Raw genomic sequence first — 25,105 nt, forward strand, 5'->3', positions numbered from 1 at the left:
AGATACCAGCCGGATGCTCGTATCTCGTCGCCAAAAGGAAAAAGCCGCGCGATCTCTCGCGCGGCCCTCTCTTCGACCAGTCCTGCCTATTGCAGCGAGTACACCGTCTTCAGTTCCTTCTCCACGAGCTCCTGCGGAAGCGGAGCATACGACAGGTTCGATGCTTCTCCCTGACCTGACTTGAGCATCCAGCTCAGCAGATCCTTCAGCACCTTGCGGTTTTCAGCCTTCGTGCCGTTCTTCGGAATCAGCAGATACGTAAAGCTCGAGATCGGATACGCATTCGCTCCTGGAGCGTTCGTGATCGATACGCGATAATCCGCTGGCATCGACTTCACGCTCGCCGCCGCGTCCGTCACGCCTTGGATCGACGCCGTGATCCAGTTCCCTGCCGAGTTCTTTACCGAGCCGAATGCAATCTTGTTCTGCAGCGCATAAATCAGCTCGACATAGCCGATCGCGCCTGGCATCTGCCGAACCAGTCCGGCAACACCCTCGTTGCCCTTGCCGCCTACGCCCGTCGGCCAGCTCAGCGCGGTTCCCTTTCCAGGTCCGCCTTGCCAGTCCTTGCTCACCTTGCTCAGATAGTCCGTCCAGATGAAGCTCGTTCCCGAACCATCAGAGCGGTGCACAACAATGATCTTCTGGTCAGGTAGCTTCGCGTCGGGATTTTCCTTCGCGATCTTCGCATCATTCCAGTTCTGGATCTTTCCCAGATAGATGTCTGCTAGAGTCTCTCCGCTGAAACGCAGATCCTTCGCGCCCGGCACGTTGTAGATCGGCACCACGGCACCCAGCACCGTCGGGATGTGGATCAGTTTCACCGGCGACGACGAAAGCATATCGTCAGTCATCGGCATGTCCGATGCGCCAAAGTCAACTAGGCCCTTCGTTACCTGAGCAATGCCGCCGCCTGAGCCGATCGAGGCATAGTTGATTTCGACACCCTGATGCGCACTGCTGTATTCGCTGAACCACTTCGAATAGATCGGGTACGGAAAAGTTGCGCCGGCTGCGGTCAGCTTCTGAGCTTGGGCTGAACCCATCGCCACAACCATCAAACCTACGGCAAGCAGAGTCTTGTTCTTCACTGATTTCTCACTCCCATTCGCAGTTTCACTGCCTGCATCAATTCTCGCCAGCCAATGTTAAGGGGATTTGAAAACCGCGCAGCTTTCGGAGTTTATTTAACTTAGCCCAACATGTTCATACGGCTTTAACGTTCCACCTGCGCGCTCACCGGCGCATCTGCCGCCTGGGCCTGCCGTTCCGCTATCGGCAATGTAAACAAGAACGTAGTCCCGGTGCCCAGTTCGCTCTCCGCCCTCACTCGTCCGCCATGGGCCATAACGATATGCTTCACGATCGCCAGCCCCAGCCCCGTGCCACCCGCCTCACGCGACCGCGCCTTGTCCACGCGATAGAAACGCTCAAAGATTCTCGTGATGTGCTCCGACGCGATACCCGGCCCGAAATCCTGAACGAAAAATTCGATCTCATTCTCCAGAGCCCGTGCACCGACGCGTATCCGCCTCCCCGATTTCCCGTACTTGACCGCATTCTCAATCAGGTTTCCAAACACTTGGTTCATCGCATCGGGATCCACCATCACCGTCGCATCCGGCGCGCCCGCATAGTGCAGGTCGATACCTGAATCAACCACCAGCCCGCCCAATGCATCAATCGCGTCCTGCACCATCGCGCTCGCTTTGGCCGGCTGCATCCCCAGCTTGTAATCAGGACTTTCGATGCTCGCCAGCGCCAGCAGATCCTCAGTCAGCCGATTCATCCGCGTCGCATTCTTCAGTATCACCTGCAGAAAGTCCTTCGTCATCACGGGGTCCGGATTCGGCGCGTCCACCAGTGTCTCCACATACCCCTGGATCGATGTCAGCGGCGTCCGCAGCTCGTGGCTTACATTTGCAATGAAGTCGCGCCGCGACTGCTCCGCTGCCTCTACCCGTGTCACGTCATGCAATACGGCAATCGCGCCGCCCGCCGGCAGAGGCGCAGCGCTGATCTCGAAGATGCGTCCCGGCGCCATCGAACTCGTCCGTCCGTAGCGCACCTCGCCACTTTCCTGCGCGCCTTTCACGCACGCCAGCAGTTCAGGATCGCGAACCGAATGCACCAGCGGCCTTCCCGCGCGTATCTCGCTGCCCATGATCTTTTTCATCACGGCATTCGACCAGCGCACCTGCCCGTCCGCGCTCACTGCAACCACCGCCTCCTGCATCGAGTCCAGCATAGTCGCCAGTTCACGCCGGCTGCTTTCGATCTCCGCAAAGCTCTGCCCCAGCCGCTCCGCAGTCTTATTCAGCGCGGTCTCCATGGCGGAAATCTCATCCCCCCCGCCGTACTCAAGCCGCGCCTTCAGATCGCCTTCTGCGATTCGGCCCGCAAACTCCATCACACCCTGAAGCCGCTTCGCGATTCTGCTCGCCACCCACGCGGCAATCGGCAGCGCGATCAACAGCGCAATCACACCCGACCAGATTGCGTTCCGCCCCACCTCATGCAGCGCCGTCTCTCCGCCGGAGCGCTCCATCATGCGGCGCAGAATCAGCTCCATGGCTGCCGTCTCAAACACCAGCAGCAGCACAAACAGAGCCATCAGTTTTGCAAAGACTTTGCGCGTCAATTCAGAACCCGCTCAGATGCCTGAAGAAAACCTGCTGTCATCCTGAACGGAGAGGTCTTCATCAGCGGAGTGAAGGATCCGCTTTTTGCCCGATTCTCGAATCATCAAATGAGGATCAGCCGACCAGACTCCGGTCCCTCCCGCCTTACTCGCCCCGCGGCATCTCAAACCGGTATCCCGCACCTCTCACCGTCTTCAGATAACGCGGGTTCTCCGGATCCACCTCGATCTTCTCACGGATCCGCCGCACATAAACATCCACCGACCTCGGCGTCACAAACCGCGCATCACCCCACACTGAATCCAGCAGATGATCGCGGCTGAACACCCGCCCCGGATGCCGTGCCAGGTAATCAAGCAGCCGAAATTCCGTCGCGGTCGTCGTCGTCAGTTCTCCGCGCACTTTCAGTTGCATGGCCCCCTGGTCGATCACGACCTCTTCGAAGCTGATCACCGATGGCGTCGTCGGCCGCTCAAACCTCCGCAGCACGGCCTTCACTCGCGCCACCAGTTCCCGCGTCGCAAACGGCTTGGTAATGTAATCGTCCGCGCCAAGCTCCAGCCCAAGCACGCGATCGTTCTCTCCCGCACGCGCGGTCAGAAAGATGATCGGGATCGTCGAGAGCCCTGTGTGCGCCCTCAATCTCCGGCACACATCCAGCCCATCGCCTCCCGGAACCATGATGTCCAGAAGAAACAGCGCCGGCGGATTCCGCTCAGCGTCAGAAATGATGTTCGTCGGGGTATGGTACATCCGGACTGTAAACCCAGCGGCTTCAAGGTGATGTTGCACAAGCCGCGCAATGTCCGTCTCGTCTTCCAGCAGAAATACGGTCTGGCTCAACCGAATAGCCTTTCTCCGGCGGCCGTTTTGATTTCCTCAGGTCTGAAGAGTGGCTTCGGGCCAGCCGGAATCGTTAACAGACTAAAACAGCGAGGCAAACAAATTGCAAACGTTTGATGAATTTGAAACCTCCCCGTAGCCTGCAATTCATCTCTTGACGCCGCTCCGCCCCCTCTGCCAAACTCGCTCCGCAACAATCACCGGCATCACCGGGCCCCTCAATCCTCCTCATCGCTGACGGTAATCATCCGTTTTCGCCGGAACTTGAAACTCGCAGCTACAGGCTACCGGCTACAAGCTAATAGCTCCTTGCTCTCGGAGGAATCCATGAAAAAGTACTTCGCTGAACTCGTCGGCACCTTCATCCTGGTGCTCTTCGGCTGTGGCACCGCCGTCGTCGCCGGAGACAAGGTTGGCATTCTCGGCATCTCCATCGCATTCGGATTCGCGCTCATCGGCGCCGCCTACGGCATCGGTCCTATCTCCGGCTGCCACATCAACCCTGCCGTCTCGCTTGGAGTCTGGGCCGCCGGCCGCATGAAGACTGCCGAAATGATCGGCTACTGGATCGCCCAGTGCCTCGGCTCCATCTTTGGCGCGGCCGTGCTCTTCGTCATCGCCCGTGAAGGCACCGGCTACGTCGCCGGACACCTCGGCCAGAACGGCTTTGGACCCGGCTACATGGGCGGCTACAGTCTCCCCGCCGCCATCGTCTTCGAGTTCGTCGCTACTCTCATCTTCGTCGTAGTCATCCTTGGCTCAACGCAAGCCGGCGCGCCCTCGCGTCTCGCAGGCCTCGCCATCGGCATCACTCTCGTCGCCATCCATCTGGTCGGCATCAACATCACCGGCACCAGCGTCAACCCCGCGCGCAGCCTCGGACCCGCGCTCTTTGCCGGCGGCCAGGCCATGTCGCAACTCTGGCTATTCCTCACCTTGCCCAGCCTCGGCGGACTCGTCGCGGGAATCCTCTTCCGCCTCAAAGCCCTCGAAGCAACACCCGCACCCGAACTCGAAGCGAAACGCGAAACCGTCGCCGCCTAACCGAAAACTCATATTCTGGACGACTGTACCCACTCATCGTGAGAGGGATGGGCTTGAACTGAAAGTCGGACCAGGCCCGGGTGCCCCATCCTAACCGCCCTCTTGCGGTTAGGGTGGGAACGAGAATCTCCATCTACCAACCATCAATCACCTTACAGCCGTATCCACTCTCTCCTCATCCAACCCCCAGCAACACATCACAAGGAGAAACCATGGCCGATCTCGATCAACTCAAATCCAAATATGCCGGAGTCATCTCAACCCTCCAGGAATTTTCCAATCTCGGCGCTACTGTCGATCAAGTCGACCTTGACGGAGAAAAACTCCACATCAAAGGCAAGGTCCCTTCGAAGGTCGTTCTCAATCGCGTTTGGGACGCCATCAAACAAGCCGACCCCACCTACTCCGATCTGCATCACGAAATCGTCAACACCGGCGGCGACGATCAACCCTACACAGTTCAATCCGGCGACAACCTCTCCAAAATCGCCAAGCACTTCTACGGCAACGCTAACAAGTACACCGAAATCGCCAAAACCAACAACATCGCTAACCCCGACCTCATCAAGGTGGGCCAGCAACTCAACCTGCCCGCCCTCTAACCCCTTAATCCTGAACTCCAAACAAGAAGGGGTGCCCTCGAGCCTGCCCTGAGCTTGTCGAAGGTTCCCTCGCACTTGGGGACCGGGGAGCGACGCAGTCTACAACACCGTCATTCCGAGCGACAAACGGGAGTCGAGGAACCTGCAGTCGCTCTTCGTTGGCATCCACAGGACCTCGGCTACCCCATCCATCGCGCAGGTTCACTTCGCGACGGATGGGGATAACAGCTAGGAGCTAGCAGCAGCCTCCAGCTCAGCGATGAACTCCACCACCGCCTCGCTCCACCCGTCCACGTGCATCCAGGCCCCGTAGCCTACACCGTTGCGGTTCGAAGCCACGTTGATCACGTAGCCGCGTCCGCGCGGTGCCGGAACCTGGTCGTGCGACTGCTCGTCGGTGATCACCACCAGGCGGTCGTAACCCTGCCGGCAATCCTTCTCGGCGCGCTCGATCGCCGCGCCTAGGTACGTTCCGCTGTGCGGCTGGCTCTGATCCATCGCATCGCGCAATGCCATGCCGCGACGCGAAGGCACCAGCGTCGCCTGATCCGAGAAGGTATAGATCGTCACCTTCTCCGCGATCTCGCGCAGCAGAATCGCCAGTCCGTATGCAGCATCCGTACGGCGCATCTCCGAACGCTGTGAGATGGGCGACTCCATCGAACCGGACACGTCTACCAACAGCACCGTGTGTCCGGGCAACAGACCCGCACGTCCCTCGAGCGCGCGGAACATCGCCGTCTCCAGCGCCTGCTCCCACTGAGGAACATTCCGAGCCGCAGCCAGGAACCGGAACGGCAGCACGCGATCCGTCTTCATCGCGTCCAGCGCCTTCTGCACCAGCTCTTCGCTTACGTCCGCCTCGCGCATATTGCGCAGGTTCCGCAGCAGTGCCAGTGCGCCCAGCTTCCGCTCCGCAAGCAGACGCTCCCAGACCTCGCGCTTGCTCGCTCCGTCACGTCCGGTCGCCGATAGCGCAACCTCCCACGTATCTGGAGTAGCCAGTTCGTTCTGGGCCAGCCGCTTCCACAGCGCAGCCTGCGCCGCATCCACCGGCTTCGCGTGGCACAGGAACAGCACGTCGCGCAGGCGAACCGCACCCGCACGGTCGTACTTGGCCAGTGCATACTCATCAAACTTCGAGAACGCAGCAGCCAGTCCCTTCTTCACCTGCGCAGACAGAGGCTGACGCCCCTGCGCCCAGTAGATCGCCACAAATTCCGCCAGCTCATCCGCACGCTGAATCACGCGCGTTAGCGTTTCCGCCACCAGCCCGCGGTGCGTCGCATAGCGCGCCATCTCGCGCACCAGCAGCAACGGAGCATGACGCAGCTTCATCCGCTCGCGCGCCTCTACGGCCAGCGCAGCCACCTTCTCCGAAGACACCTGGGGCACCAGCTCTCCGATGCGGCCGGCAATCTGCACGCCGTCCTCGTAGAACTCGCCCTCCCAAAGCATGCAGGAGAGAACCGAACGGCGCAGCGCCTGCTCCGGCGCAATCGCCACCGCCGGTGCTCCCTCGTGCGTGCGCAGATGCACACGCGGCTTCTTCGAATACTTCCTGAAATTCAAACGCATCCCGCACCTCCTTTCAAAGACCACATCAAGGCTCGCGATCACATCAACGGCCGCCATCACATCACCGAGTGTCATTCCGAGCGACCAACGGGAGTCGAGGAACCTGCAGTTGCTCCTCCTCCGCAGTCACCGTGAATTTCTGTACCCCATTCACCGCACACCTCATCGTGCGATGTCGGGCAGCAATGAAGCCACACATCAGGGACAGAGACTCGCCCCTGAAAAACTGCCGGGGAAAAGCGGCTATGGTCTTTCGCCGAACTCACGCTCGACGAGCAGGGTTCGAACCTGCTTGCCGGGAAGTCATTCTCCCTCGGCTCACCCGAAGTAACCGTACCCTGCGCCACCGGCAGATCAGCTCAGTGCTGGAAGCGACAAAGATTGGGTGCCCCAGGTCTCGACTCTGAGACCTGGGATCGAGCCGGGTGCCCCCGAGCCTGCCCTGAGCTTGCCGAAGGGTCCCTCGCACTTGGGGACCGGAAATTTACATCATCGGCAGCCCGAGCTCTCACCCAGCTCTCGCCGCCTCATCCTCATCTTCATCCACCCGCATCGGCTGGATCGTAGTCACCGCTGCGAATCCCCGCATCTTCGCAGATACGCGCACCGGATCCACATCGATAGCCAGCTTGCTCATCTGCTCCCACGTCGGCCTGTACCGGTCGCTGAACTCGCTGCACTCATACACCGTGAACGGCACGCGGAAGCTCGGATCAGGCCGCGTGCAGATCACCAGCAAATCCGACTCGCGGTATCCAGTCATAAACTGGCCCCAGCTGCAGCGCTTGCAGAGGTGCTGGCTTCCCACCGGGGTTCCGTTCTTCACTTTTACCTTCGCCATCGCAAACGCTCCTTTCTAGCCGGATATACCAAAATTCTTGAAGTCAGCCGGGGAACAATCGGTTGCAGAAACGGTGCCGCTCAGTCGCCTGAACAAACACCAGGTGCTCTATCCACTGAGCTACCGAGGATTACTCCTCAGGCGAGAATCGAACTCGCGACCACCTCATTGACAGTGAAGTAACTGCCACCTACACCACCGGCCAAACCCATACATCTGCTGCAAAAACTTCTCTCGGGGAACAACCGGCCACGGCATTCATTGAGCCGCAGCCATCACCACCGAAGATCAACAAATCACCGGGGAACACGCGGAAAGAGACGGACTCGGTGCCTCCTCCCTTACGGAACCTTGCGCTTCGGGACTACGCCCCCGCCCCGCAAAGTGAGCACATCCGGCAGGGCTCTCAACCCTGCGCGTCCTACTTGTGAGAGAAGTAACTCTTCCCTTTCACCACCGGCAATCACTTACAAACACACGTATCCCGCCGTCCACAGAGCACTAACTCAGCGGATACATTTTTCAAACCCACTTACCCGAGGGAACAAACAAACGCAGGTTTAGTTCGGTATCGACGAAGTACCTGTGTTCTTCGCCACTCGGGCAAACACACAAAACGGCCCCCGTTACAACGGCTCGCTTCTAGTTGTCCGACCAGGTGCGCAGGATAGGAGACGCCACAGTTGGCTTACTCGAGAACGACGAAGTGCGCCCGGCGGCCGGTCAGACTCTTATCGAGCCATTCCTGCCTAAGCATCGAATTGGGTATGATGCAATTCATCGGGCGTTTCTCCTACGCACTTAGTACTTTGCCATAAGTAGGAGTGAAATTCAACTTATTCATTTGACCTTTTTCAAAGATATATTTATTCAGCTATTTGTTCTTCCTGCTCAGAAAGCTGAACCTCGATTTCTTCTTCACCATTTCTCGCTCCGAATCAGTCCCGCTCTCGCCACTCTTCTCCGCACTTTGCTGCTGGTCGGGAACTGCCTTTTTAGCGACTGCTCTTGCCGTAGCCCCGTGTGACCTCATCCAATTTAGAAAATCCTGCGGGTGCAATGGCTTGGCGAAAACCTGAAACTCATATCCGCGTCGAAAATATTCCTCGATAAATGGAGCAGCCGAAGCGGTCCCTGAAAACAGGACGTTCCGGCATTGAGGCAGAAACGTCTCAAGCTCTGCGATGCTTTCGCATCCGTTCTTATCGCACGAATTACAGAATCCAGTCAGAAAGAAGTCGGGCTCAAACTCTCGCGCAATCGCCATCGCGGTGTCATGGTCATACGCTCCCCGGGCCTCGTATCCACACTCGTTCACAATCCTGCAGAGAATATCCACGAGCACCTTTTCGTCATCGAGAATCAGCAGTCGCGATACTTTCGCTTCGCTCATACCGGCCTCCTGATCAGAAGCTTTACACCCGATTCCTACGATCCTATTACTTTAGTCCCGCGGTACTTCGGAGTAACCTTACAACCCTTCCGCACTTCCGCGCCCCCCGCTCATCGGTCAAACTACAAACAATTCATTCGTCTACATCGCAAGAGGGCTGGAATGATCGGACGTGTAAGCTGGCTCGGCAAAGTGTTGAAGCCTGATTCCGAAACCCTCGCCGCATCCATCAACTGGCTCGAGAAATTCGTCACGCCAGAGGCGGATCGCGCCGAGCGCCGTCGCGTAGAACAATTCGCGGCTTATCGCTGGAACGGCACCTCCCTCACCTGCGACACCGTGCACGACATCAGCTCATCGGGCCTCTATCTCCTCACCGCAGAGCGCTGGCAGCCTGGCACCATCGTCGCCCTCACGCTGCAACGCGAAGGGCCCCTCGATCCTGATCCCGCACGCCGCATCACCACGCAGACACGCGTCATTCGCTGCGGTTCTGACGGAGTCGGCCTCTCCTTCCTCTGGGCCAAAGACGATCCCGAAGCGCGCCAGTGGGACGCTCTCATCGACTGCCTTATCCAGCAGACCCGGCCTGCTCACATGGAAAGCCTCGCTCGCCTCGTCGAAGCCTTCGCCTTCCTCGGCCAGATCTGCCCCGACGGCATCGAAGAGATCTCCGAGTGGGTTCGCACCCGCGCCAGCAGCCATAAAATCCTCACCGCCGTCGCCATCGCGCTCAAAGCGAAACTCCTGCTCGAGAACGATCCGTATTCAGAGCAGCTTCTTGTCGATCCGCAGGTCACCCTGCGCATCCTTGAGGTCGGATCCGAAACTCACGAGGAATGGCTGCAGAACTTCTGGGCCGGCCTTCTCATCACCGCCTCCGCAGCCAACGCACGACATGAAGGCCATCTCGAACTCGTCGAGACCTTCAGCCAGCTCACTTCCATTCCGATCCGCATCCTCACCGTCGTCTGCACCAAATCCACCAAGGTTCTGCTTCACAATGGTCAGGTTGCGGCCAAGCGGCTCACCTGCAACACCGAAGAACTCGCCTCGACCGTCGGTGCTCGCGGACCTCAGTTGCAGCGCGATCTCCAGTCCCTCGCCTCGCTCCAGCTGATTGAAAAAAGCGACCCCAGAGCTTCGGCGCTGGTCGCTGCCACAGAAACCCTGATCACCGCGACCCCGCTCGCACTCAAGCTTTTCGCCTTTTGCAACGGTCACCGCGGCTCAGTTCCTGATTTCTACTTCGCCGAAAATACCGCCGCCGCAGCCGCGCGCTAACAGCCCGATTCTGATGCGGTGAAGCGCGCCTCAGAACTTCCCCGCAACCTTCTGCGCCAGTTTCATCTCGACCGTCTTTCTCTGGTCAAGGTTCAGGCTCTTGCTGTAGACGCTTACCTTGAACGCGCCGGAACCCTTCTTCACCATCAGTCCTGTCGTCGGACCCACGCCGAGAAAGTAAGCCTCATCTCCAACTCCGCTTGCTGCTGATCGTTCCGCGCTCGCCATTGAACCCTTGCCCGCATTGAAGAAATCGAGGCTTTGCAGGTTCAGCGTCACCGATCCGCCCGTCTGAATATTCCAGGTGCACGTCTTCTTCAAGGACGGCATGATGTACGTGCCCTCCGCAACGCTCGCCCCTAGCGCCGAGCTCACATCTGCAGCCGTGAGCAAAGTACAGGCCTCCGTCGGCGGAGCAGCCGTCGCCACTTCGGGCGTCGCCAGGCTCAGCGCGCCAAGTGCCACCACGCAGATCATCACACGCATACTCAACCCCCTTTCAATACTGCCGGAGCAGAATCCGATCATAGCGCCGGTCCCGTCAACCGTCGCGCGAAAACTCCGCGTTCACGGCACTCGATCCTAAGCCTTTGACATTCCCGGCGCGCGGATATGGCATCATTTCTCCGGAGGTATTTGTGAAGAAGACGCTTTATCTCTGTACAGCCCTGCTCTCCGCTGCATCCGTGTGCCATGCGCAAACCGCAGCTTCCCCCGCCAACCCCATCACCCAGAGCGAAAAAGGGCTCTACAACTTCATCGCCGGCACCATCGTGGGCGCTGCGCAGAAAATGCCTGAAGAGAACTACTCCTTCAAGGCGACGCCCGATGTCCGCAGTTTCGGCCAGCTTGTCGGCCACGTCGCCGACGCCAACTACATGTTCTGCTCCATGGCCTCCGGCGAGACCAATCCGTCGAAGAACATCGAGAAGACGAAGACCTCCAAAGCTGATCTGGTCGCAGCCGTCAAAGACTCCATCGCCTACTGCAATCAGGTCTACGACAAAATGACGGACGCGAGCGGCAGCCAGATGACCAAGTTCCGCAGCTTCAATCTGTCCAGGCTCACGATCCTCTCACTCAACACCGCCCACACCGACGAGCACTACGGAAACATCGTCACCTACATGCGCCTCAAAGGCCTTGTTCCGCCCACCAGCGAAGGCCAGGCCGCACCGCCAAAGAAGTAGCAGCTTCACAAATTGTGCATTTCCGGGGAACCGGCGGGTCCCTCCGCGCGTACAATTTCGCGTGAGGATCCCTATGGCTCAGCGCATCACTCTGCGGCTGTTCTTCGCCTTCCTTCTCGTGTCGGCGCTCCTGCTCGGGGCCACTCCCGCGCGCGCCGACAAAGACATCGTGCAATTCGGCAGCAACATCAACGTCGCCGAAGGCCACACCATCCACGATGCCGTCTGCTTCTTCTGCAGCGTCAACGCCAAGGGCGACATCGATCACGACGTCGTCGTCTTCTTCGGCAACGTCCGCATCTCCCACCAGTCCAAGCACGATGTCGTCGTCTTCTTCGGCTCCATCCGCGCGGAAGACGACGCATCCATCGGCCATGACATGGTCAACTTCTTCGGCTCGACGCATCTCGGCGAAAACGTCTCCGTCGGCGGCGACGCCGTCGTCATGTTTGGCGGAATGCACGCAGCCGACACCGTCAACATCGCCGGAAGCCGCGTCTCACAGCCCATCTGGATCTTCTGGACTCCGCTCGTCGTTCTCGGTCTGATCGTCACCCTCATCGTCCACGAAGTCCGTTCCTATCGCCGGCGCCGCTACTACGCCGCATACGGCTACGCCACTGTGCCGCCCGGTGTACCACCGCCCGCTCCGCCGCAGCCCCAGGGTCCGGTTCAGCAGCCCTAGCTCGATGCAACGCTGAACTAAACTTGAGCAGGTGAACCTGGTCGAACGGCCATTGCGCATCGTCATCCCCGGGGGCAGCGGCCAGGTCGGACGCGTCCTCGCCCGCTACTTCTCCCAGCGCGGCCATCAGGTCATCGTTCTCACGCGCGGCCCGCACACCGCCGAGTGGCAAACCGTCCACTGGGACGCCGAAACTCCCGGCATCTGGACCCAGTACCTCGACGGCGCCGACGTCTGCATCAACCTCGCCGGCCGCAGCGTCAACTGCCGCTACACCCCCGACAACCGCATCGACATCTACAACTCCCGCATCGTCTCCACACGGCTCCTGGGCGAGGTCATCGGCTCTCTCGCGCACCCGCCCCGCCTCTGGCTTAACGCCTCCACCGCGACCATCTACCGCCACGCACTCGACCGCCCCATGGACGAGCACACCGGCGAACTCGGCGGCAACGAACCCCACGTCCCCGACACCTGGCGATTCTCCATCCGCGTCGCCAAAGACTGGGAGACAGCCTTCTTCAATGCGCCCACGCCCCTCACGCGCAAAGTCGCCATGCGCTCCGCCATCACCCTCAGCCCCGTCCCCGGCAATGCCTTCGCTGTCCTTTCAAATCTCGCTCGCCTCGGACTCGGCGGCACTCAGGGCAACGGCCGCCAGTGGGTCTCCTGGATTCACGAAGACGACTTCGCCCGCGCCGTCGAATTCCTTATCGCCCGCGACGATCTTCACGGCCCCATCAACATCGCTTCGCCTAACCCCGAGCGCAACCGCGACTTCATGGCCATTCTGCGCGAAGCCTGGGACATGCCCAACGGCATTCCTGCTCCGCGTCCCATCCTTGAACTCGCCGCGCTCCTCATGCGCACCGAGACCGAACTCGTCCTCAAAAGCCGCCGCGTCGTCCCCGCGCGCCTCCTCGAAGCCGGCTTTAGATTCGAGTTCCCCAACTGGCCCCACGCCGCCGAAGACCTCGTCCAAAAATGGCGCCTCCGCGACTAAACTTTCCACACTCGGGTGCCCCCGGTCCCTCGCACTTGGGGACCGGGGAATGAAGCATCCAATCCATCGGGCGGGTTCCCGATCCCCCGACCGGCATCCATATCGAAGAGGGACTGTAATGGCCAAGGCGGATGACGCAGAGTTGCTGGACGTAGGCGGGCGTACGGTGCGAATCAGTAGCCCGGGAAAGCCGTATTTCACGCGCGGCGTAAAGCTCACCAAGCTCGATATCGTGCGCTACTTTCTGTCGGTGGCTCCGGGAGCCCTGCGCGGCATCGTCGACCGGCCCGTCGTGTTGAAGCGCTTCGTCAATGGCGCCGAGGCCGAGCCCTTCTATCAGAAGCGCGCGCCCGGCGACTTGCCGGAATGGATGCGCACCGTCACGTTGTCGTTCCCCTCAGGACGGACCGCGGAGGAGGTGGTCGTCGATGACGCCGCCGGCCTGGCCTGGGTGGTCAACCTGGGCTGCATGGAACTTCATCCTCATCCGGTGCGCTCCGCCGACCTGGATCACCCCGATGAGTTGCGCGTCGACCTTGATCCCCAGCCGGGGATCGAGTGGAAAGACGTGCGTGCGGTAGCCATGGAAGTGAAGGCCCTGCTCGACGAGCTGGGGCTGAAAGGATGGCCGAAGACCAGCGGCTCCCGGGGTATCCACATCAACGTGCGCATCGAGCCGAGGTGGACCTTCACCGAGGTGCGCCGTGCGGCGCTGGCTCTGGCGCGAGCGGTAGAAAAGCGCTGTTCGCTGGCCAGCAGCAAGTGGTGGAAGGAAGAACGGCACGGGGTGTTTCTGGATTACAACCAGAACGCCAAGGACCGGACGACGTGTTCGGCCTACTCGGTGCGGCCGCTGCCCGATGCGCGCGTGAGCACGCCCCTGCACTGGGACGAGGTGATGACGTGCGACCCCGCCGACTTCACCGTGCTCACCGTGCCTGCCAGACTGGAGAAACTAGGCGATCCAAACGAGGAGATGGACAAACATGCAGGCACCCTGGATGCTCTTCTGGAGCTAGCCGCACGCGATGAGGCTGAGGGTCTGGGCGATGCGCCGTGGCCGCCGCACTTTGCCAAGCAAGAAGGCGAGGGTAAGCGAGTGGCGCCCTCAAAGGCAAAGCACTTCTCTGATCAACTGCAGGAGGGCTTCGGCGAACATCGCTTCCGGCGACAGTCGAAGAAAAAAGCAGCCGCTTCAGAAGGAGCCGCTCCCGCCGCTTCGGAAGCCACTGCAGATACTGCGCCAGCGAAGCCAAAGCGCGCTGCGCGCGTTTCCAAAATGCCGCTCATCACCGTTGCGCAGAGCCCCGACAAAGCTGCAGCTGAGGCGGGTTTGGAGCGCTGGAAGGCTGCGCATCCTCAAGCTGCTGCCGGTCTTCTGGCGGACGACATTCTGGTCGACCGCATGCGGGGCTCGTCCTATATCTGGTATCGGATCCGCGTGAACCTGCGGCATGTACCGGAAGACCAGCGCCCACCGCAGGAGGTCCCTGACCCCAACGACGATCCAACCCGCGATCAAAATAACTGACCACTGGCAACTGGCTACTGGCGACCGGCAACTGGTAACTGGTAACTGGTAACTGGCTACTGGCTACTGGCTTCTGGCAACTGCCTCTCACTTCGGCGTAATATTCGTGACCGGCAGATCCCAGTGCGACTGCAGAATCTCAAACCGCCGCTGCTCTTCTTTCTTGTACTTCTCCTGGTCCGGCCATAGCTGCTTGATCAGCGCCTCTTCATCCGGATTCGCCGTCGTCGCCAGCGTCGAATTCTTGAACGTGATCGTCACGCGGTAGTCCCACCGGCCGTCTTCCGTCGTGTGATACGCCGGCGTCTCAATCTTCACCGCGAGCATGCGCCCGGTCGATTGAATCTTCTTCAGCAGCGGATAGTGGTTCTTCAGGAACAGCTCCAGAAACTCCTGCTGATGCCCCCACTGCACCTTGTAGTAGTACTCCACCGTGTACGGCTGGTCGGCGCCACCCTGCGGCGGCGCGCCCTGTGCGATCAAATTTGCTGAAGGGAATATCGCGAATGCGACGAAGAGAAGTACCGCATAAACCCGGCGCATGGAAGCCTCCTTAGGAGTTGAATGCCAGATGGTTGACTGTCATTCTAGCGTGAGGCTTCCGTGCGCACCTGCTCGGGAATTCTATAAATGCTCGCCGCGAACCCGGGCCCGTACTACTTTCTCGCGGCCTATAAATTAATTCACTCTCTGCCGATCAGAGGCCTGCCACATTCTGCAGCGCCACCTTGCTCGGAATCTCAAGAATCGATCCGTGGAACGCCACAAGCCTGCGGCTCTTGAACGTCGACAAAGTCCGCGTCACCGTCTCGCGCGAAGCGCCGATGAACTCGCCGATCTCCTCATGCGTCAGCGAGAAGCGGAAACGCATCCCGCTCTCCGTCTTCTGGCCGTTCTCGCTCCACTCCAGCAGAAGCCGTGCCAGCTTCTCCGGCGCAGAACCCGCCAGTGCCACCGTACGAAGCTGCTCGCATGCCACCTTGTACTGCACGCTCAGCTCCTGAGTCACCACCTGGTAGACCTCAGGATGCCGCGCCATGAACCCTAGAAATTGATCGCGCTCGATAACCGCGATGCGCGCTGGATACAGAACTTCAGCAGTCATCTCGCTTGGCATTCCCGAGAGCACCGATGAGAGCCCCAGCACCTCTCCGGCCTTCGCGATCGAGAGAATCAGCCGCTTCCCGTCGCTCGAGTTGATCGACAGCTTCACTTCGCCCGACACCACGATGAAGATGCCCGACGGAACACCCTTCTCTGAGAAGAGCAACTGGCCCGGCTGATACATCGTCGGGAACTCCATCGACTCGAGATCCCGAAGCGCTGCTGGTGAGAGCTTCTTGAAGAACTCGCCCGCCCGTTTAACCTTGGAACTGCTGATTGTCTCGCGCATCGTAAGCATCGTTACTCCCCCTCTTCCACTATTGCTGCTTTATCGGCTGTCACTTCTTCGGCCAGAAATTGCGTCCACGGTGTCGTTGCCACCAGTTCCGCATGAGTCTGAGAGTAGATATCTCTCAGCACCTGCTTCCCGTTTGCGTCCGCATAGGTGACGTTGTGCAGGTCGATCACAAGCTTCTTCGACTGCAACCGCGGAGCGCTTTCCAGCCATACGCGATCAAGTTCGCTCGCCCATGGTCCCGCCACTCGCCCCTCTAGCGTCATCTCGAGTGCTTCTGCCTTTTCTTGTATCGTGATTCGCAACGTATTCTGGCCCCCTCATCAGCCTTGCCCTCTATAAGGCATGCAGCGAGCCAAACTCGAGTGACGAGGACACGACCAGTTGCTTCCATCTCATTCTGAAGGGCTTATCATCACAGTCGCGTGACGCGGATCATGAGTGACGAAGCCCCAAGTGACGAAGTGACGAAGACGAAATATCGTCACGGGACGAGATCTCGTCACAACAACCATCGTCACATCGTCATTTTTAAAGGGAGTCTTCAGGAAGGAACTTCAGGTGGGTCGTGGACTCAGCCGCCCATTCAACTACATATAGTCGCCGCGCTCGATGCCCAGCTTCTTCAGCTTCGAATTTAGCGTCGTGCGCTTCAGGCCCAACCGCGCCGCCGCACCATCGGCGCCGCCGATCTGGCCCTTTGTCTCCCGCAGCACGCGCAGAATGTGTTCCCGCTCGGCCGCCTGCAGCGTCGGGTTTGTGCGCTCCAGCTCTTCCTCTTCTTCCGCGACCTTGGTCTCCAGCTCCGCCAGAGGAACGTAAAGCTCAGACCCGCGCGTCAGAATCACCGAGCGCTCCAGAAAGTTCTCAAGCTCACGGATATTCCCTGGCCACGGCCACCGGCAAAGCGCCTGCATCGTCGGCGCGGGGATGCTCGTGATGTTCTTGCCCATGCGCCTGCTGTGGCTCGTCACAAAGTGCCGCACCAGCACTGGGATGTCTCCAGCTCGGTCGCGCAGCGGAGGAGAGAAGATCGGAAACACCTTCAGCCGGTAATAGAGATCGCTGCGAAACTGCTTTTCTGCTACCATCTGCCCCAGATCTCGATTCGTCGCCGCAATCAGCCGCACGTTCACCGGGATCGGCCGGTTGCTGCCCAGCCGCTCGATCTCCCTCTCTTGCAGCGCTCGCAACAGCTTCGGCTGCAGGTCCAGCGGCAGTTCGCCTACCTCGTCCAGAAACAGTGTTCCCTCATGCGCCAGTTCCACGCGTCCCATCTTGCGCGCAATGGCGCCGGTGAACGCGCCCTTCTCGTGCCCGAACAGCTCGCTCTCCAGCAACCCCGCCGGAATCGCAGCGCAGTTCACCTTCACAAAGGTTCTTTCGCTTCTGCCGCTCAGCCGGTGGATCGCGCGCGCCAGCAGCTCCTTGCCCGTCCCCGTTTCGCCCTGAATCAACACGGTCGCGTCGGTCGGCGCCACGGTCTCGATCTGCTTCAGAACCTGTCGCAGCCCTCCGCTCTCGCCAACGATGTCCTCGAATCGGTTCTCAAGATTGATCTCCTCTTCGAGATACTCTTTCTCCTGCCTCAGCCGATCCCGCAGTTCCGCAATCTGCCGGAACACCATCGCGTTGCTCACCGCCATGGCGACCTGATCCGCGACCTGATCCAGCATCTCCCGTTCCCGATCGCTGAAAGCCGCCTCTGACCGCCGCGCCACAGCGAGCACACCCACGACAACGTCACGATGAATCAACGGCACCCAGCAGCCCGACTTCATCCCAATGCCGGTCAAGTGCGCCGCGCCCCCCGCCAGTTCCGATTCCTCAATGCGATCCAGCACGACCGCCTGCCTCGTCATGAACGCCTGACCCGCGGGCGAGTCATCGATTGGCAACAGCACATCTGCTGTCTGTGGCGAGCCCTCGTTCACCTCAAGGAACTGAACCATCAGCTTTCCCGACTTCTCGTCGTAAAGCCCCAGCGTCGCCGCGTCCATTGCAATCACTTCCGCCAGACTCGCCGCGATCGCGCTCAACAATTTGCGCACATCCATGTTTGCCAGTAGTGCCTGGCTCAACTGCAGCATCACGGCTTCTTCGGCACGCTTCCGATCCGTAAAATCGCGCGTGACCTTCGCGTATCCCGTAACCTCGTGCGTCTCCGGATCGCGGATCGCCGTCAGAACCACGTTCGCCCAGAACACCGTCCCGTCTTTGCGGACGCGCCATCCCTCATCCTCGATCCGGCCCCGGTGCGCAGCCATCTTCATCAGTTCCGCCGGACGCTCCCGGTCGAGATCCTCCTGGGTAAAGAACCGCGAGAAGTGCTTCCCAATAATCTCGTCAGGACTGTATTGCTTGATCCGCTCCGCGCCCGGATTCCACGTCGTGATGTGCCCGTCTTTGTCGAGCAGGTAGATGGCGTAATCGCGCACTCCGTCCAGCAGCAAACGAAGCTGCAGGTCCTTGCGCCGCACCAGGTCCTGCGCCTCTCGCTGCTCCGTCACGTCGCGGATAATGCTCAGCACAGCCGTCCCGTTCGGACCCTTCAGCGGCTTCAGCATGATGTCGACGGGAAACTCCGAGCCGTCTTTGCGCAATCCATAAAGGTTCAGCGCAGCCCCCATCTGCCGGGCCCGTGGATGCGCATGATAGTTTTCGCGGTGAGACGGATGGTGCCGGCGAAATCGCTCCGGTACAAGATCGTCAATCGATCTGCCGATTAGTTCCCCCGGAGCGTATCCAAACAATTCACTGGAACGCGGATTTGCCGCACGGATTTTGCCGCTGGCATCCGTGACGACGATTGCGTCTGGAGAAATATCAAACAGGTTCTCCAGCGCAAATTGAGCGAACTCGGCCCGTTCAGTCCCGGCCGTAGCCGCTGCGTCCGATTCCGGGGAATCAGATGGGCGCATTCTGGCTCCAACCATTTCGTTGCAAAGATAACCGGGTTCGGTTTCGCCGTGCAAACGAGCAGGGGGTTTCTGTCATTATCCGGTATCCCCGCCATTCTGAGTAGTAAACCGCCGCCAGCGCCGTTCTCACGCCCGGTAAACGTCGCTCTGTTCAATACCAGCCGTACACCTCGCCCCGGGACGATACAATTTCACCAATCTCTTCAAGGACCGGCCGAATGGACAAAAGATGGCTCCTCGTCGGTGTACCGATCCTCATCTTCGTCGCAATCTTCCTTGGACTAATCGTAGTTCTGCCCTTCATCCTCAACGCCGACTCCTTCCGCCCAACCGTTGAAGCCCAGCTCTCCAGCCCCCTGGGACGCAGCGTGACCATGGGTAAGCTCTCCTTCTCTCTCCTTCAGAGAAGCCTCTCCGCTGAGGACGTCGCCATCTCCGACGACCCGGCCTTCAGCAGTGTCCCCTTCGTTCAAGCCAAAAAACTCGACGTCAGCGTTGAGACCCTCCCGTTCCTCTTCCACCGGCAGGTCCGCATCACTGGCGTCACCATCGAATCTCCGTCGATCCAGTTGATCCAGCACGCCAACGGTCGCTGGAACTACTCCACGCTCGGCGCCGCTTCATCCAATTCCGCGGCTACTCCCTCCGCCCCTCACATAAGTCAATTGAAGATTCTTCATGGCAGTGCCCTTGTCTCCTCCATTCCGCAAACTGCCAGGCCCTTCGAGTACAGCAGCCTCGACATAATCATCACCGAATTCTCGCTGCAGAAGTCCTTCCCGTTTCAGCTCACCGCTCAGCTTCCCGGCGGCGGCAACCTCACGCTCACCGGTGACGCCGGTCCCATCGCACCGCAGGACGCCTCGGCGACTCCCTTCCACGCCAAACTCCAGCTCCGGGAATTCGACCCTGTCGCCGCCGGCAAAATCGAAAGCAATCGCGGGATTTCCATCGTCGCTGATGCCGACGCCGATCTTGCCTCCAACGGATCTACCCTGACCATCACAGGCACCCTAAAAGCTTCACGGTTGCAGCTCGCACCAAAGGGCCAGCCCGCGCAGGATCCCGTGGACATGGAATACTCTGTGTCTCAGAATCTCGCCACGCACGAAGGCACGTTGTCCGATCTCCTCCTCCACACCAGCCCCGTCCCCGTTCATGTAAAAGGAACCTTCAAGCCATCTGCCGACGCATCGCTGCTCAATCTCCATCTCTCCGCTCCCGGCCTCCCTCTTCAACAGATCGAGCGCCTTCTCCCGGCCTTCGGCGTCAGTCTTCCAACCGGCTCATCCCTCCAGGGCGGCAAACTCACTGCCACCCTCAACATCACCGGTCCCGCAACCGCCGCTACCGTCGACGGCACCGTTGAGATCGACAACTCCACACTCGCCGGCTTCGATCTCGGTTCCCGCATCGAAGGCCTCAGCCCGCTAGCAGGCACTGCGGCCGGCACAGAAATCCGCGTCCTCAAAGCCACCGTCAGCTCATCGCCCCAGGGCACACGTCTCACGCAAATCTCGGCAGACTTGCCGCAGTTGGGCACCGCAACCGGCGATGGGACCGTGGCGCCCACAGGCGAGCTCGACTTCCACCTCACAGCAAAACTCAGCAACCCGAACACCGCCTCCTCCGCCAAGGCCGTGCCCGTTTCCACTCGTGTCGTTCCGCTGACAATCAGCGGCACCGCTGCCAGCCCATCGATCCAGACTCGTGTCGTAGCCCTATCCCGCTAGCAGCTCAACCGCTTCGCCTCGCTCGCCCCGTGCCTTCGGCGCGCACGCCCGTTTAAAATTGCCGTCGTACCGCTTCCCACATCCGCACTTCGCGCAGAACCCGACTTCAAACGGCTACGCGCGCCGAGGACCCCTTCAAGATGATTGCAACGCTCCGTTTACGAGTCGCCCTGACCGCGCTCGCTTTTCCCCCCATCTGCCTTCTCTCCCAGCAGCCCCGCCAGTACACCGACGCCGATTACGCCAATGCCGAAAAATTCATGGCATACAACCTCAATCCGCTCGCCTGGAAAGGCCAGGTAAGCGCGCAGTGGCTCGATGACGACCGCTTCTGGTATCGCGAGGTGGACTCGAACGGCACTACCTACATCGCCGTCGACCCCGCAAAGAGCACCCGTGCTCCGCTCTTCGATCACCAGAAGCTCGCCGCAGCCATCAGATCCGCCTCGAAGAGCACAGTCGACGCAAAGCACCTTCAGCTCTCCGACATCTCGCTCAGCAGCGACGATCGGATGCTCACCTTCAAATTTCACGGCGCCACGTTCCACTGCGCACTCGTGCCCTCCTACTCATGCAGGCTGCTCTCCGGCGGCGAAGAAAAAGATGCGGCCTCTCATCCGCCCCTCACCCTTTCTCCCGACCGCAAACTTGGCGCCTTCATCCGCGACTGGAACCTCTGGGTTCGCAACCTTGCCTCCGGCGCTGAAACCCAGCTCACCACCGACGGCATCGAGAACTTCGGCTACGCCACAGACAACGCCGGCTGGAAGCATTCCGACTCCGCGATCCTCCTCTGGTCTGCAGACTCGAAGAAGATCGCCACCTTCCAGCAGGACCAGCGCAAAACCGGTGAGATGTACCTTGTCCCCGTCACCAACACGCATCCCAAGCTCCAAGCCTGGAAGTACCCGCTCGTTGGCGATAAAGACGTAACCATGATCGAGCGCGTCATCATCGACGTGGACGCGCGCAAAGTCATCCGCCTCAAGATGCCGCCCGATCAACACCGCTCTACCCTCTGCGACGACATCGCCTGCGATGGCAACACGTTCGCCGATGTCGAGTGGAGCCCCGACGACAAGCACCTCGCCTTTGTCTCTACCTCACGCGACCACAAGCAGGAGTGGCTCCGCGTCGCCGACGCCGACACCGGCGCTGTTCGTGACGTCATGAGCGAGACCGCCCCCAAGTTCTACGAGAGCGGCAACGAGAAGATCAACTGGCACTATCTGCCCGGCTCGAACGAAATTCTCTGGTTCAGCGAGCGCGACAACTGGGGCAACCTCTATCTGTACGACCTCACGACCGGCAAACTGAAAAATCAGATCACCCGCGGCCCCGGCAACGTCACCCAGGTTCTCTATGTCGACGACAAGGCCCGCACCATCTACTTCGTGGGTGTCGGCCGCGAAAAAGATCGTGATCCCTACTTCGAGCATTTCTACAGCGTCAAGTTCGACGGCTCCGACCTCCAGCTCCTCACTCCTGAAAACGCCGATCATCACATCAAGGTTGCGCACGACGGCCGCTACTTCACTGACACGTATTCGACACCCACGCAGCCGCAGGTCACCATCCTTCGCGATCCTTCCGGCAAAATGCTGATGGAAGTCGCAAAGCAGGACATCTCACCACTGAAAGCTGCAGGCTGGCAGCCGCTCATCCCCATCAAGGTGAAAGGCCGCGACAACACGACAGACCTATACGGCTTCATGTTCAAGCCGACCCACTTCGACGATTCGAAGAAGTACCCCGTCATTAACTACGTCTATCCCGGCCCGCAGACCGGCTCCTGCGGCGGCCGCGACTTCCGCGCCGCTCACGGAGACATGCAGTCCCTCGCCGAGCTTGGTTTCATCGTTGTCTGCATCGACGGCATGGGAACTCCCTTCCGCTCCAAGTCCTTTCATGAGGCCTACTACGCGAACCTCGGCGACAACACCATTCCCGACCAAATCGCCGGCATGAAAGACCTCGCGCGTCAGTACCCGTTCATCGACCTCGATCGCGTCGGTATCTGGGGACACTCCGGCGGCGGCAACGCAACCGGAGCCGCTCTTCTCCACTATCCCGACTTCTTCAAGGTCGGCATCGCCGAGAGCGGCAACCACGATCAGCGCGACTACGAAGATGACTGGGCTGAAAAGTGGGCCGGCCTTGAAGTCACCAAATCCGATGAGACCAGCAACTACGATTCTCAGGCCAATCAGAACTTCGCGAAGAACCTCAAGGGACATCTCCTCCTGGCCCACGGCACCATGGACGACAACGTCCCCCCTAACAACACACTCCTTCTCGTCGACGCTCTCATCAAGGCCAACAAAGACTTCGACCTGCTCATGATTCCCAACGCAGCCCACGGCTATGCCGCTGCCTCGCAGTACATGATGCGTCGCCGCTGGGACTACTTCGTCCGCTACCTCGCCGGAGGCATCCCGCCCAACGAGTACCAGACGAAGCCCTGGCCAGAAACCATGAAAGTCATTCGCGGCGGCCCTGACGGAGACGAATAGGCTGGCGCAAGCCAGATGCGAGCAGTATCTTTTTGCTAATTCCGGAGGCGTTCGAAATGAGTAAGTCCACCATCGCCCTGCTTCTCGTATGCTCCAGCTTCGCAGCCGCCCAAAACGCTGCTCCGTCTCCGGCCGCAGCCAACGCGAAGTTTGCCCAGATGAGCGAGCAATTCATTCACGAGACGCTGGCGCAGTCACCCTCCAGCGCCTCTCAGGCCGGATACCATCACTACCGCGATCCGAAAACCGGCAAGGATTTCGCGCTCGATTCCCTTCTCGATGACGTCAGCGCCGCTGGAGTCGCCGCTCAGCGCAATCTCTATGCCCGCTGGCGCGATCGTTTTCATCGAGAAACTCCAGTCAGCTCTCTCACTCCTGAAGACGCAGCCGACTGGCATCTCATCGACGACCAGATTGCCCTCAACCTCCTCGAGTTCGATCGGATCCAGAACTACCGGCACAATCCGACCATGTACGTCGAGCTTCTCGGAGCGGCTCTCTTTCAGCCACTCACCGACGACTACGCCTCGGAGCAGACTCGCGTCTCCGATGTCCTCGCCCGCATCGCTGCTCTTCCGCACTTCCTCGATCAGGCCCGCAGCGTTCTCTCCGATGCCGATCCAATCTTCATCAAGGTTGCAGTCGAAGAGAACGAGGGCAACATCAATCTCATCCAGACCACCATCGCCTCCGCCGCTGCAAAAACCCCGGCCCTCAAGTCTCGCTTCGACTCAGTGGCCCCGCCCGCCATCGCTGCGCTCAAGTCATTCAACGAATGGCTGAGCTCCGATCTGGCAAAACGCAAAACCGACCGAACCTGGCGCCTCGGCAAGCAGTTCTACGACGCAAAGTTCCACCTCGTCATGGAAACCGACATCACCCCGGAGCAGTTGCTCTCCGAGGCTCAGTCAGAATTCAGCAAAACCCGCGCAGAAATGCTGCAGCTTGCGCTCCCGCTTCACAAGCAGTACTACCCCGATCACGACGACCACGCATCGCTCGCCCAACAAGACCGCGAAAACAAGATCATCAGTGAAGTGCTCCAGAAGATCGCTGACGACCATCCCAACCGTAACGCGCTCATCGAAACCGCTCGCGAAGACCTCGTTGGCATTCGCCAGTTCATCATCGACAAGAAGATCGTCACGCTCAAATCGCGCGACAATCTCAAGGTCATCCCCACTCCCGAATTCGAACGCGGCATCTACTCCGTCGGTGGGTTCCACTCCGCGCCTCCGCTCGACCCCAACGCCGAAGCGCAATACTGGGTTACGCCCATCAGCCCCAGCACTCCGGAGGCCAGCGCGGAGTCGCGCCTTCGCGAATACAACAACTGGGTGCTCAAGTGGCTCTGCATTCATGAAGCTCTTCCCGGCCACTACGTTCAGGCCGAGCACGCCAACGACGTACAGCCCCTGTCACGCCGCCTCGTTCGCGCCCTCTACGGCAACGGTGCCTACGTCGAGGGCTGGGCGGAATACGTTGCGCAGAACATGTTGCAGCAGGGCTTTGCCGATAACGATCCACGCTACCGCATCAGTTATCTCAAGGTCTGGCTCCGCGCCATCGGCAACAGCATTCTCGACATCCGCATGCAGACCATGAACATGACGGACGACCAGGCCATGCACTTCCTGATGGACGACGCCTTCCAGACTCGTGCTGAAGCCGAAGGCAAACTCCAGCGCGCCAAGCTCAGCTCCACCCAGCTGCCAACCTACTTCGTCGGCACTGAAGAGTGGTGGCGTCTACGTCGCGCCTACGAAGCCGTGACAGGCAAAAGCTTCACCCTCGCCGCCTTCCACGATCGAGCACTCGACGAAGGCGCTCTGCCGGTTCCCTGGCTCAAGGACCTGCTGCTGCCCAGGCAGTAACTCGCCTCTCCTCGCCATCTAGTTCGAGC

General features: G+C 59.9%; 21 protein-coding genes. 10 read left to right on the forward strand and 11 right to left on the reverse strand.

What is annotated here, in order from left to right; genetic code table 11:
• Positions 1-86: 86 nt before the first annotated feature.
• From pstS to DHV10_RS04105, 3 genes are all read right to left on the reverse strand, one after another.
• Positions 87-1,091: a phosphate ABC transporter substrate-binding protein PstS gene (pstS, locus tag DHV10_RS04095; protein ID WP_239461277.1), complete on the reverse strand. Its 1,005-nt coding sequence runs from the start codon at positions 1,089-1,091 to the stop codon at positions 87-89.
• Positions 1,092-1,216: 125 nt separating this feature from the next.
• Entirely contained in the window at positions 1,217-2,641 is a 1,425-nt protein-coding gene (locus DHV10_RS04100) for a sensor histidine kinase (RefSeq protein WP_109485008.1), read from the reverse strand.
• Positions 2,642-2,786: 145 nt separating this feature from the next.
• Positions 2,787-3,485, reverse strand: coding sequence for a winged helix-turn-helix domain-containing protein (locus tag DHV10_RS04105; RefSeq protein WP_109485009.1), 699 nt, complete (start codon positions 3,483-3,485; stop codon positions 2,787-2,789).
• A 327-nt stretch (positions 3,486-3,812) separates the two neighbouring features.
• Here DHV10_RS04105 and DHV10_RS04110 point away from each other — a divergent pair, with 327 nt between their 5' ends.
• Together DHV10_RS04110 and DHV10_RS04115 are read left to right on the forward strand one after the other, a co-directional pair.
• A complete protein-coding gene (locus tag DHV10_RS04110) occupies positions 3,813-4,529 on the forward strand; it encodes an aquaporin (RefSeq protein WP_109485010.1) in 717 nt (238 codons plus the stop codon).
• Positions 4,530-4,741: 212 nt separating this feature from the next.
• On the forward strand, positions 4,742-5,131 hold the full coding sequence (locus DHV10_RS04115; RefSeq protein WP_109485011.1) for a LysM peptidoglycan-binding domain-containing protein: 390 nt from the start codon (positions 4,742-4,744) through the stop codon (positions 5,129-5,131).
• A gap of 228 nt (positions 5,132-5,359) precedes the next feature.
• Here the strand turns inward: DHV10_RS04115 and DHV10_RS04120 are convergent, their stop codons facing one another.
• The 3 genes from DHV10_RS04120 to DHV10_RS04135 form a co-directional block, all read right to left on the reverse strand.
• Complete coding sequence (locus DHV10_RS04120; RefSeq protein ID WP_109485699.1) at positions 5,360-6,709, reverse strand: TROVE domain-containing protein; 1,350 nt, start codon at positions 6,707-6,709, stop codon at positions 5,360-5,362.
• A gap of 508 nt (positions 6,710-7,217) precedes the next feature.
• Positions 7,218-7,550, reverse strand: a complete 333-nt coding sequence (locus tag DHV10_RS04125) for a hypothetical protein (RefSeq protein ID WP_109485012.1) — start codon at positions 7,548-7,550, stop codon at positions 7,218-7,220.
• An 874-nt stretch (positions 7,551-8,424) separates the two neighbouring features.
• Entirely contained in the window at positions 8,425-8,943 is a 519-nt protein-coding gene (locus DHV10_RS04135; RefSeq protein WP_109485700.1) for a response regulator, read from the reverse strand.
• A gap of 162 nt (positions 8,944-9,105) precedes the next feature.
• Between DHV10_RS04135 and DHV10_RS04140 the strand changes: the two genes are divergently transcribed.
• Positions 9,106-10,227, forward strand: a complete 1,122-nt coding sequence (locus DHV10_RS04140; protein WP_162601173.1) for a PilZ domain-containing protein — start codon at positions 9,106-9,108, stop codon at positions 10,225-10,227.
• Positions 10,228-10,257: 30 nt separating this feature from the next.
• On the opposite strand, the gene DHV10_RS04145 is transcribed toward DHV10_RS04140, so the two are convergent.
• Complete coding sequence (locus tag DHV10_RS04145; RefSeq protein WP_109485014.1) at positions 10,258-10,713, reverse strand: hypothetical protein; 456 nt, start codon at positions 10,711-10,713, stop codon at positions 10,258-10,260.
• A gap of 152 nt (positions 10,714-10,865) precedes the next feature.
• Between DHV10_RS04145 and DHV10_RS04150 the strand changes: the two genes are divergently transcribed.
• The 4 genes from DHV10_RS04150 (at position 10,866) to DHV10_RS04165 (ending at position 14,636) form a co-directional block, all read left to right on the forward strand.
• Positions 10,866-11,417 carry a DinB family protein gene (locus tag DHV10_RS04150; protein WP_162601174.1) on the forward strand — a complete coding sequence of 184 codons (552 nt, stop codon included), beginning with the start codon at positions 10,866-10,868 and terminating at the stop codon, positions 11,415-11,417.
• 73 nt (positions 11,418-11,490) lie between these two features.
• Positions 11,491-12,102 carry a hypothetical protein gene (locus DHV10_RS04155; protein ID WP_109485016.1) on the forward strand — a complete coding sequence of 204 codons (612 nt, stop codon included), beginning with the start codon at positions 11,491-11,493 and terminating at the stop codon, positions 12,100-12,102.
• A gap of 31 nt (positions 12,103-12,133) precedes the next feature.
• On the forward strand, positions 12,134-13,105 hold the full coding sequence (locus DHV10_RS04160) for a TIGR01777 family oxidoreductase (RefSeq protein ID WP_239461278.1): 972 nt from the start codon (positions 12,134-12,136) through the stop codon (positions 13,103-13,105).
• Positions 13,106-13,223: 118 nt separating this feature from the next.
• Positions 13,224-14,636, forward strand: a complete 1,413-nt coding sequence (locus tag DHV10_RS04165; protein ID WP_109485017.1) for a DNA polymerase domain-containing protein — start codon at positions 13,224-13,226, stop codon at positions 14,634-14,636.
• Positions 14,637-14,723: 87 nt separating this feature from the next.
• Here DHV10_RS04165 and DHV10_RS04170 read toward each other — a convergent pair whose 3' ends face one another.
• The 4 genes from DHV10_RS04170 to DHV10_RS04185 form a co-directional block, all read right to left on the reverse strand.
• Complete coding sequence (locus DHV10_RS04170; RefSeq protein ID WP_109485018.1) at positions 14,724-15,179, reverse strand: hypothetical protein; 456 nt, start codon at positions 15,177-15,179, stop codon at positions 14,724-14,726.
• Positions 15,180-15,333: 154 nt separating this feature from the next.
• Positions 15,334-16,029 carry a Crp/Fnr family transcriptional regulator gene (locus DHV10_RS04175; RefSeq protein WP_162601175.1) on the reverse strand — a complete coding sequence of 232 codons (696 nt, stop codon included), beginning with the start codon at positions 16,027-16,029 and terminating at the stop codon, positions 15,334-15,336.
• Positions 16,030-16,040: 11 nt separating this feature from the next.
• Positions 16,041-16,301, reverse strand: coding sequence for a hypothetical protein (locus DHV10_RS04180; protein ID WP_162601176.1), 261 nt, complete (start codon positions 16,299-16,301; stop codon positions 16,041-16,043).
• Positions 16,302-16,625: 324 nt separating this feature from the next.
• On the reverse strand, positions 16,626-18,956 hold the full coding sequence (locus DHV10_RS04185; RefSeq protein WP_162601177.1) for a sigma 54-interacting transcriptional regulator: 2,331 nt from the start codon (positions 18,954-18,956) through the stop codon (positions 16,626-16,628).
• Between the two features lie 218 nt (positions 18,957-19,174).
• Between DHV10_RS04185 and DHV10_RS04190 the strand changes: the two genes are divergently transcribed.
• The 3 genes from DHV10_RS04190 (at position 19,175) to DHV10_RS04200 (ending at position 25,076) form a co-directional block, all read left to right on the forward strand.
• Positions 19,175-20,689 (forward strand): AsmA family protein, encoded by a 1,515-nt coding sequence (locus DHV10_RS04190; RefSeq protein WP_109485022.1) that lies wholly within the window; start codon positions 19,175-19,177, stop codon positions 20,687-20,689.
• 140 nt (positions 20,690-20,829) lie between these two features.
• Positions 20,830-23,202: a S9 family peptidase gene (locus DHV10_RS04195; protein WP_109485023.1), complete on the forward strand. Its 2,373-nt coding sequence runs from the start codon at positions 20,830-20,832 to the stop codon at positions 23,200-23,202.
• A gap of 56 nt (positions 23,203-23,258) precedes the next feature.
• The gene (locus DHV10_RS04200) at positions 23,259-25,076 is read left to right on the forward strand and encodes a DUF885 domain-containing protein (RefSeq protein WP_109485024.1); all 1,818 of its coding nucleotides are present in this window, start codon (positions 23,259-23,261) and stop codon (positions 25,074-25,076) included.
• The last annotated feature ends 29 nt before the right edge of the window (positions 25,077-25,105 follow it).

The organism is Occallatibacter savannae (assembly GCF_003131205.1).
GTDB classification, from domain to species: Bacteria; Acidobacteriota; Terriglobia; order Terriglobales; family Acidobacteriaceae; genus Telmatobacter; species Telmatobacter savannae.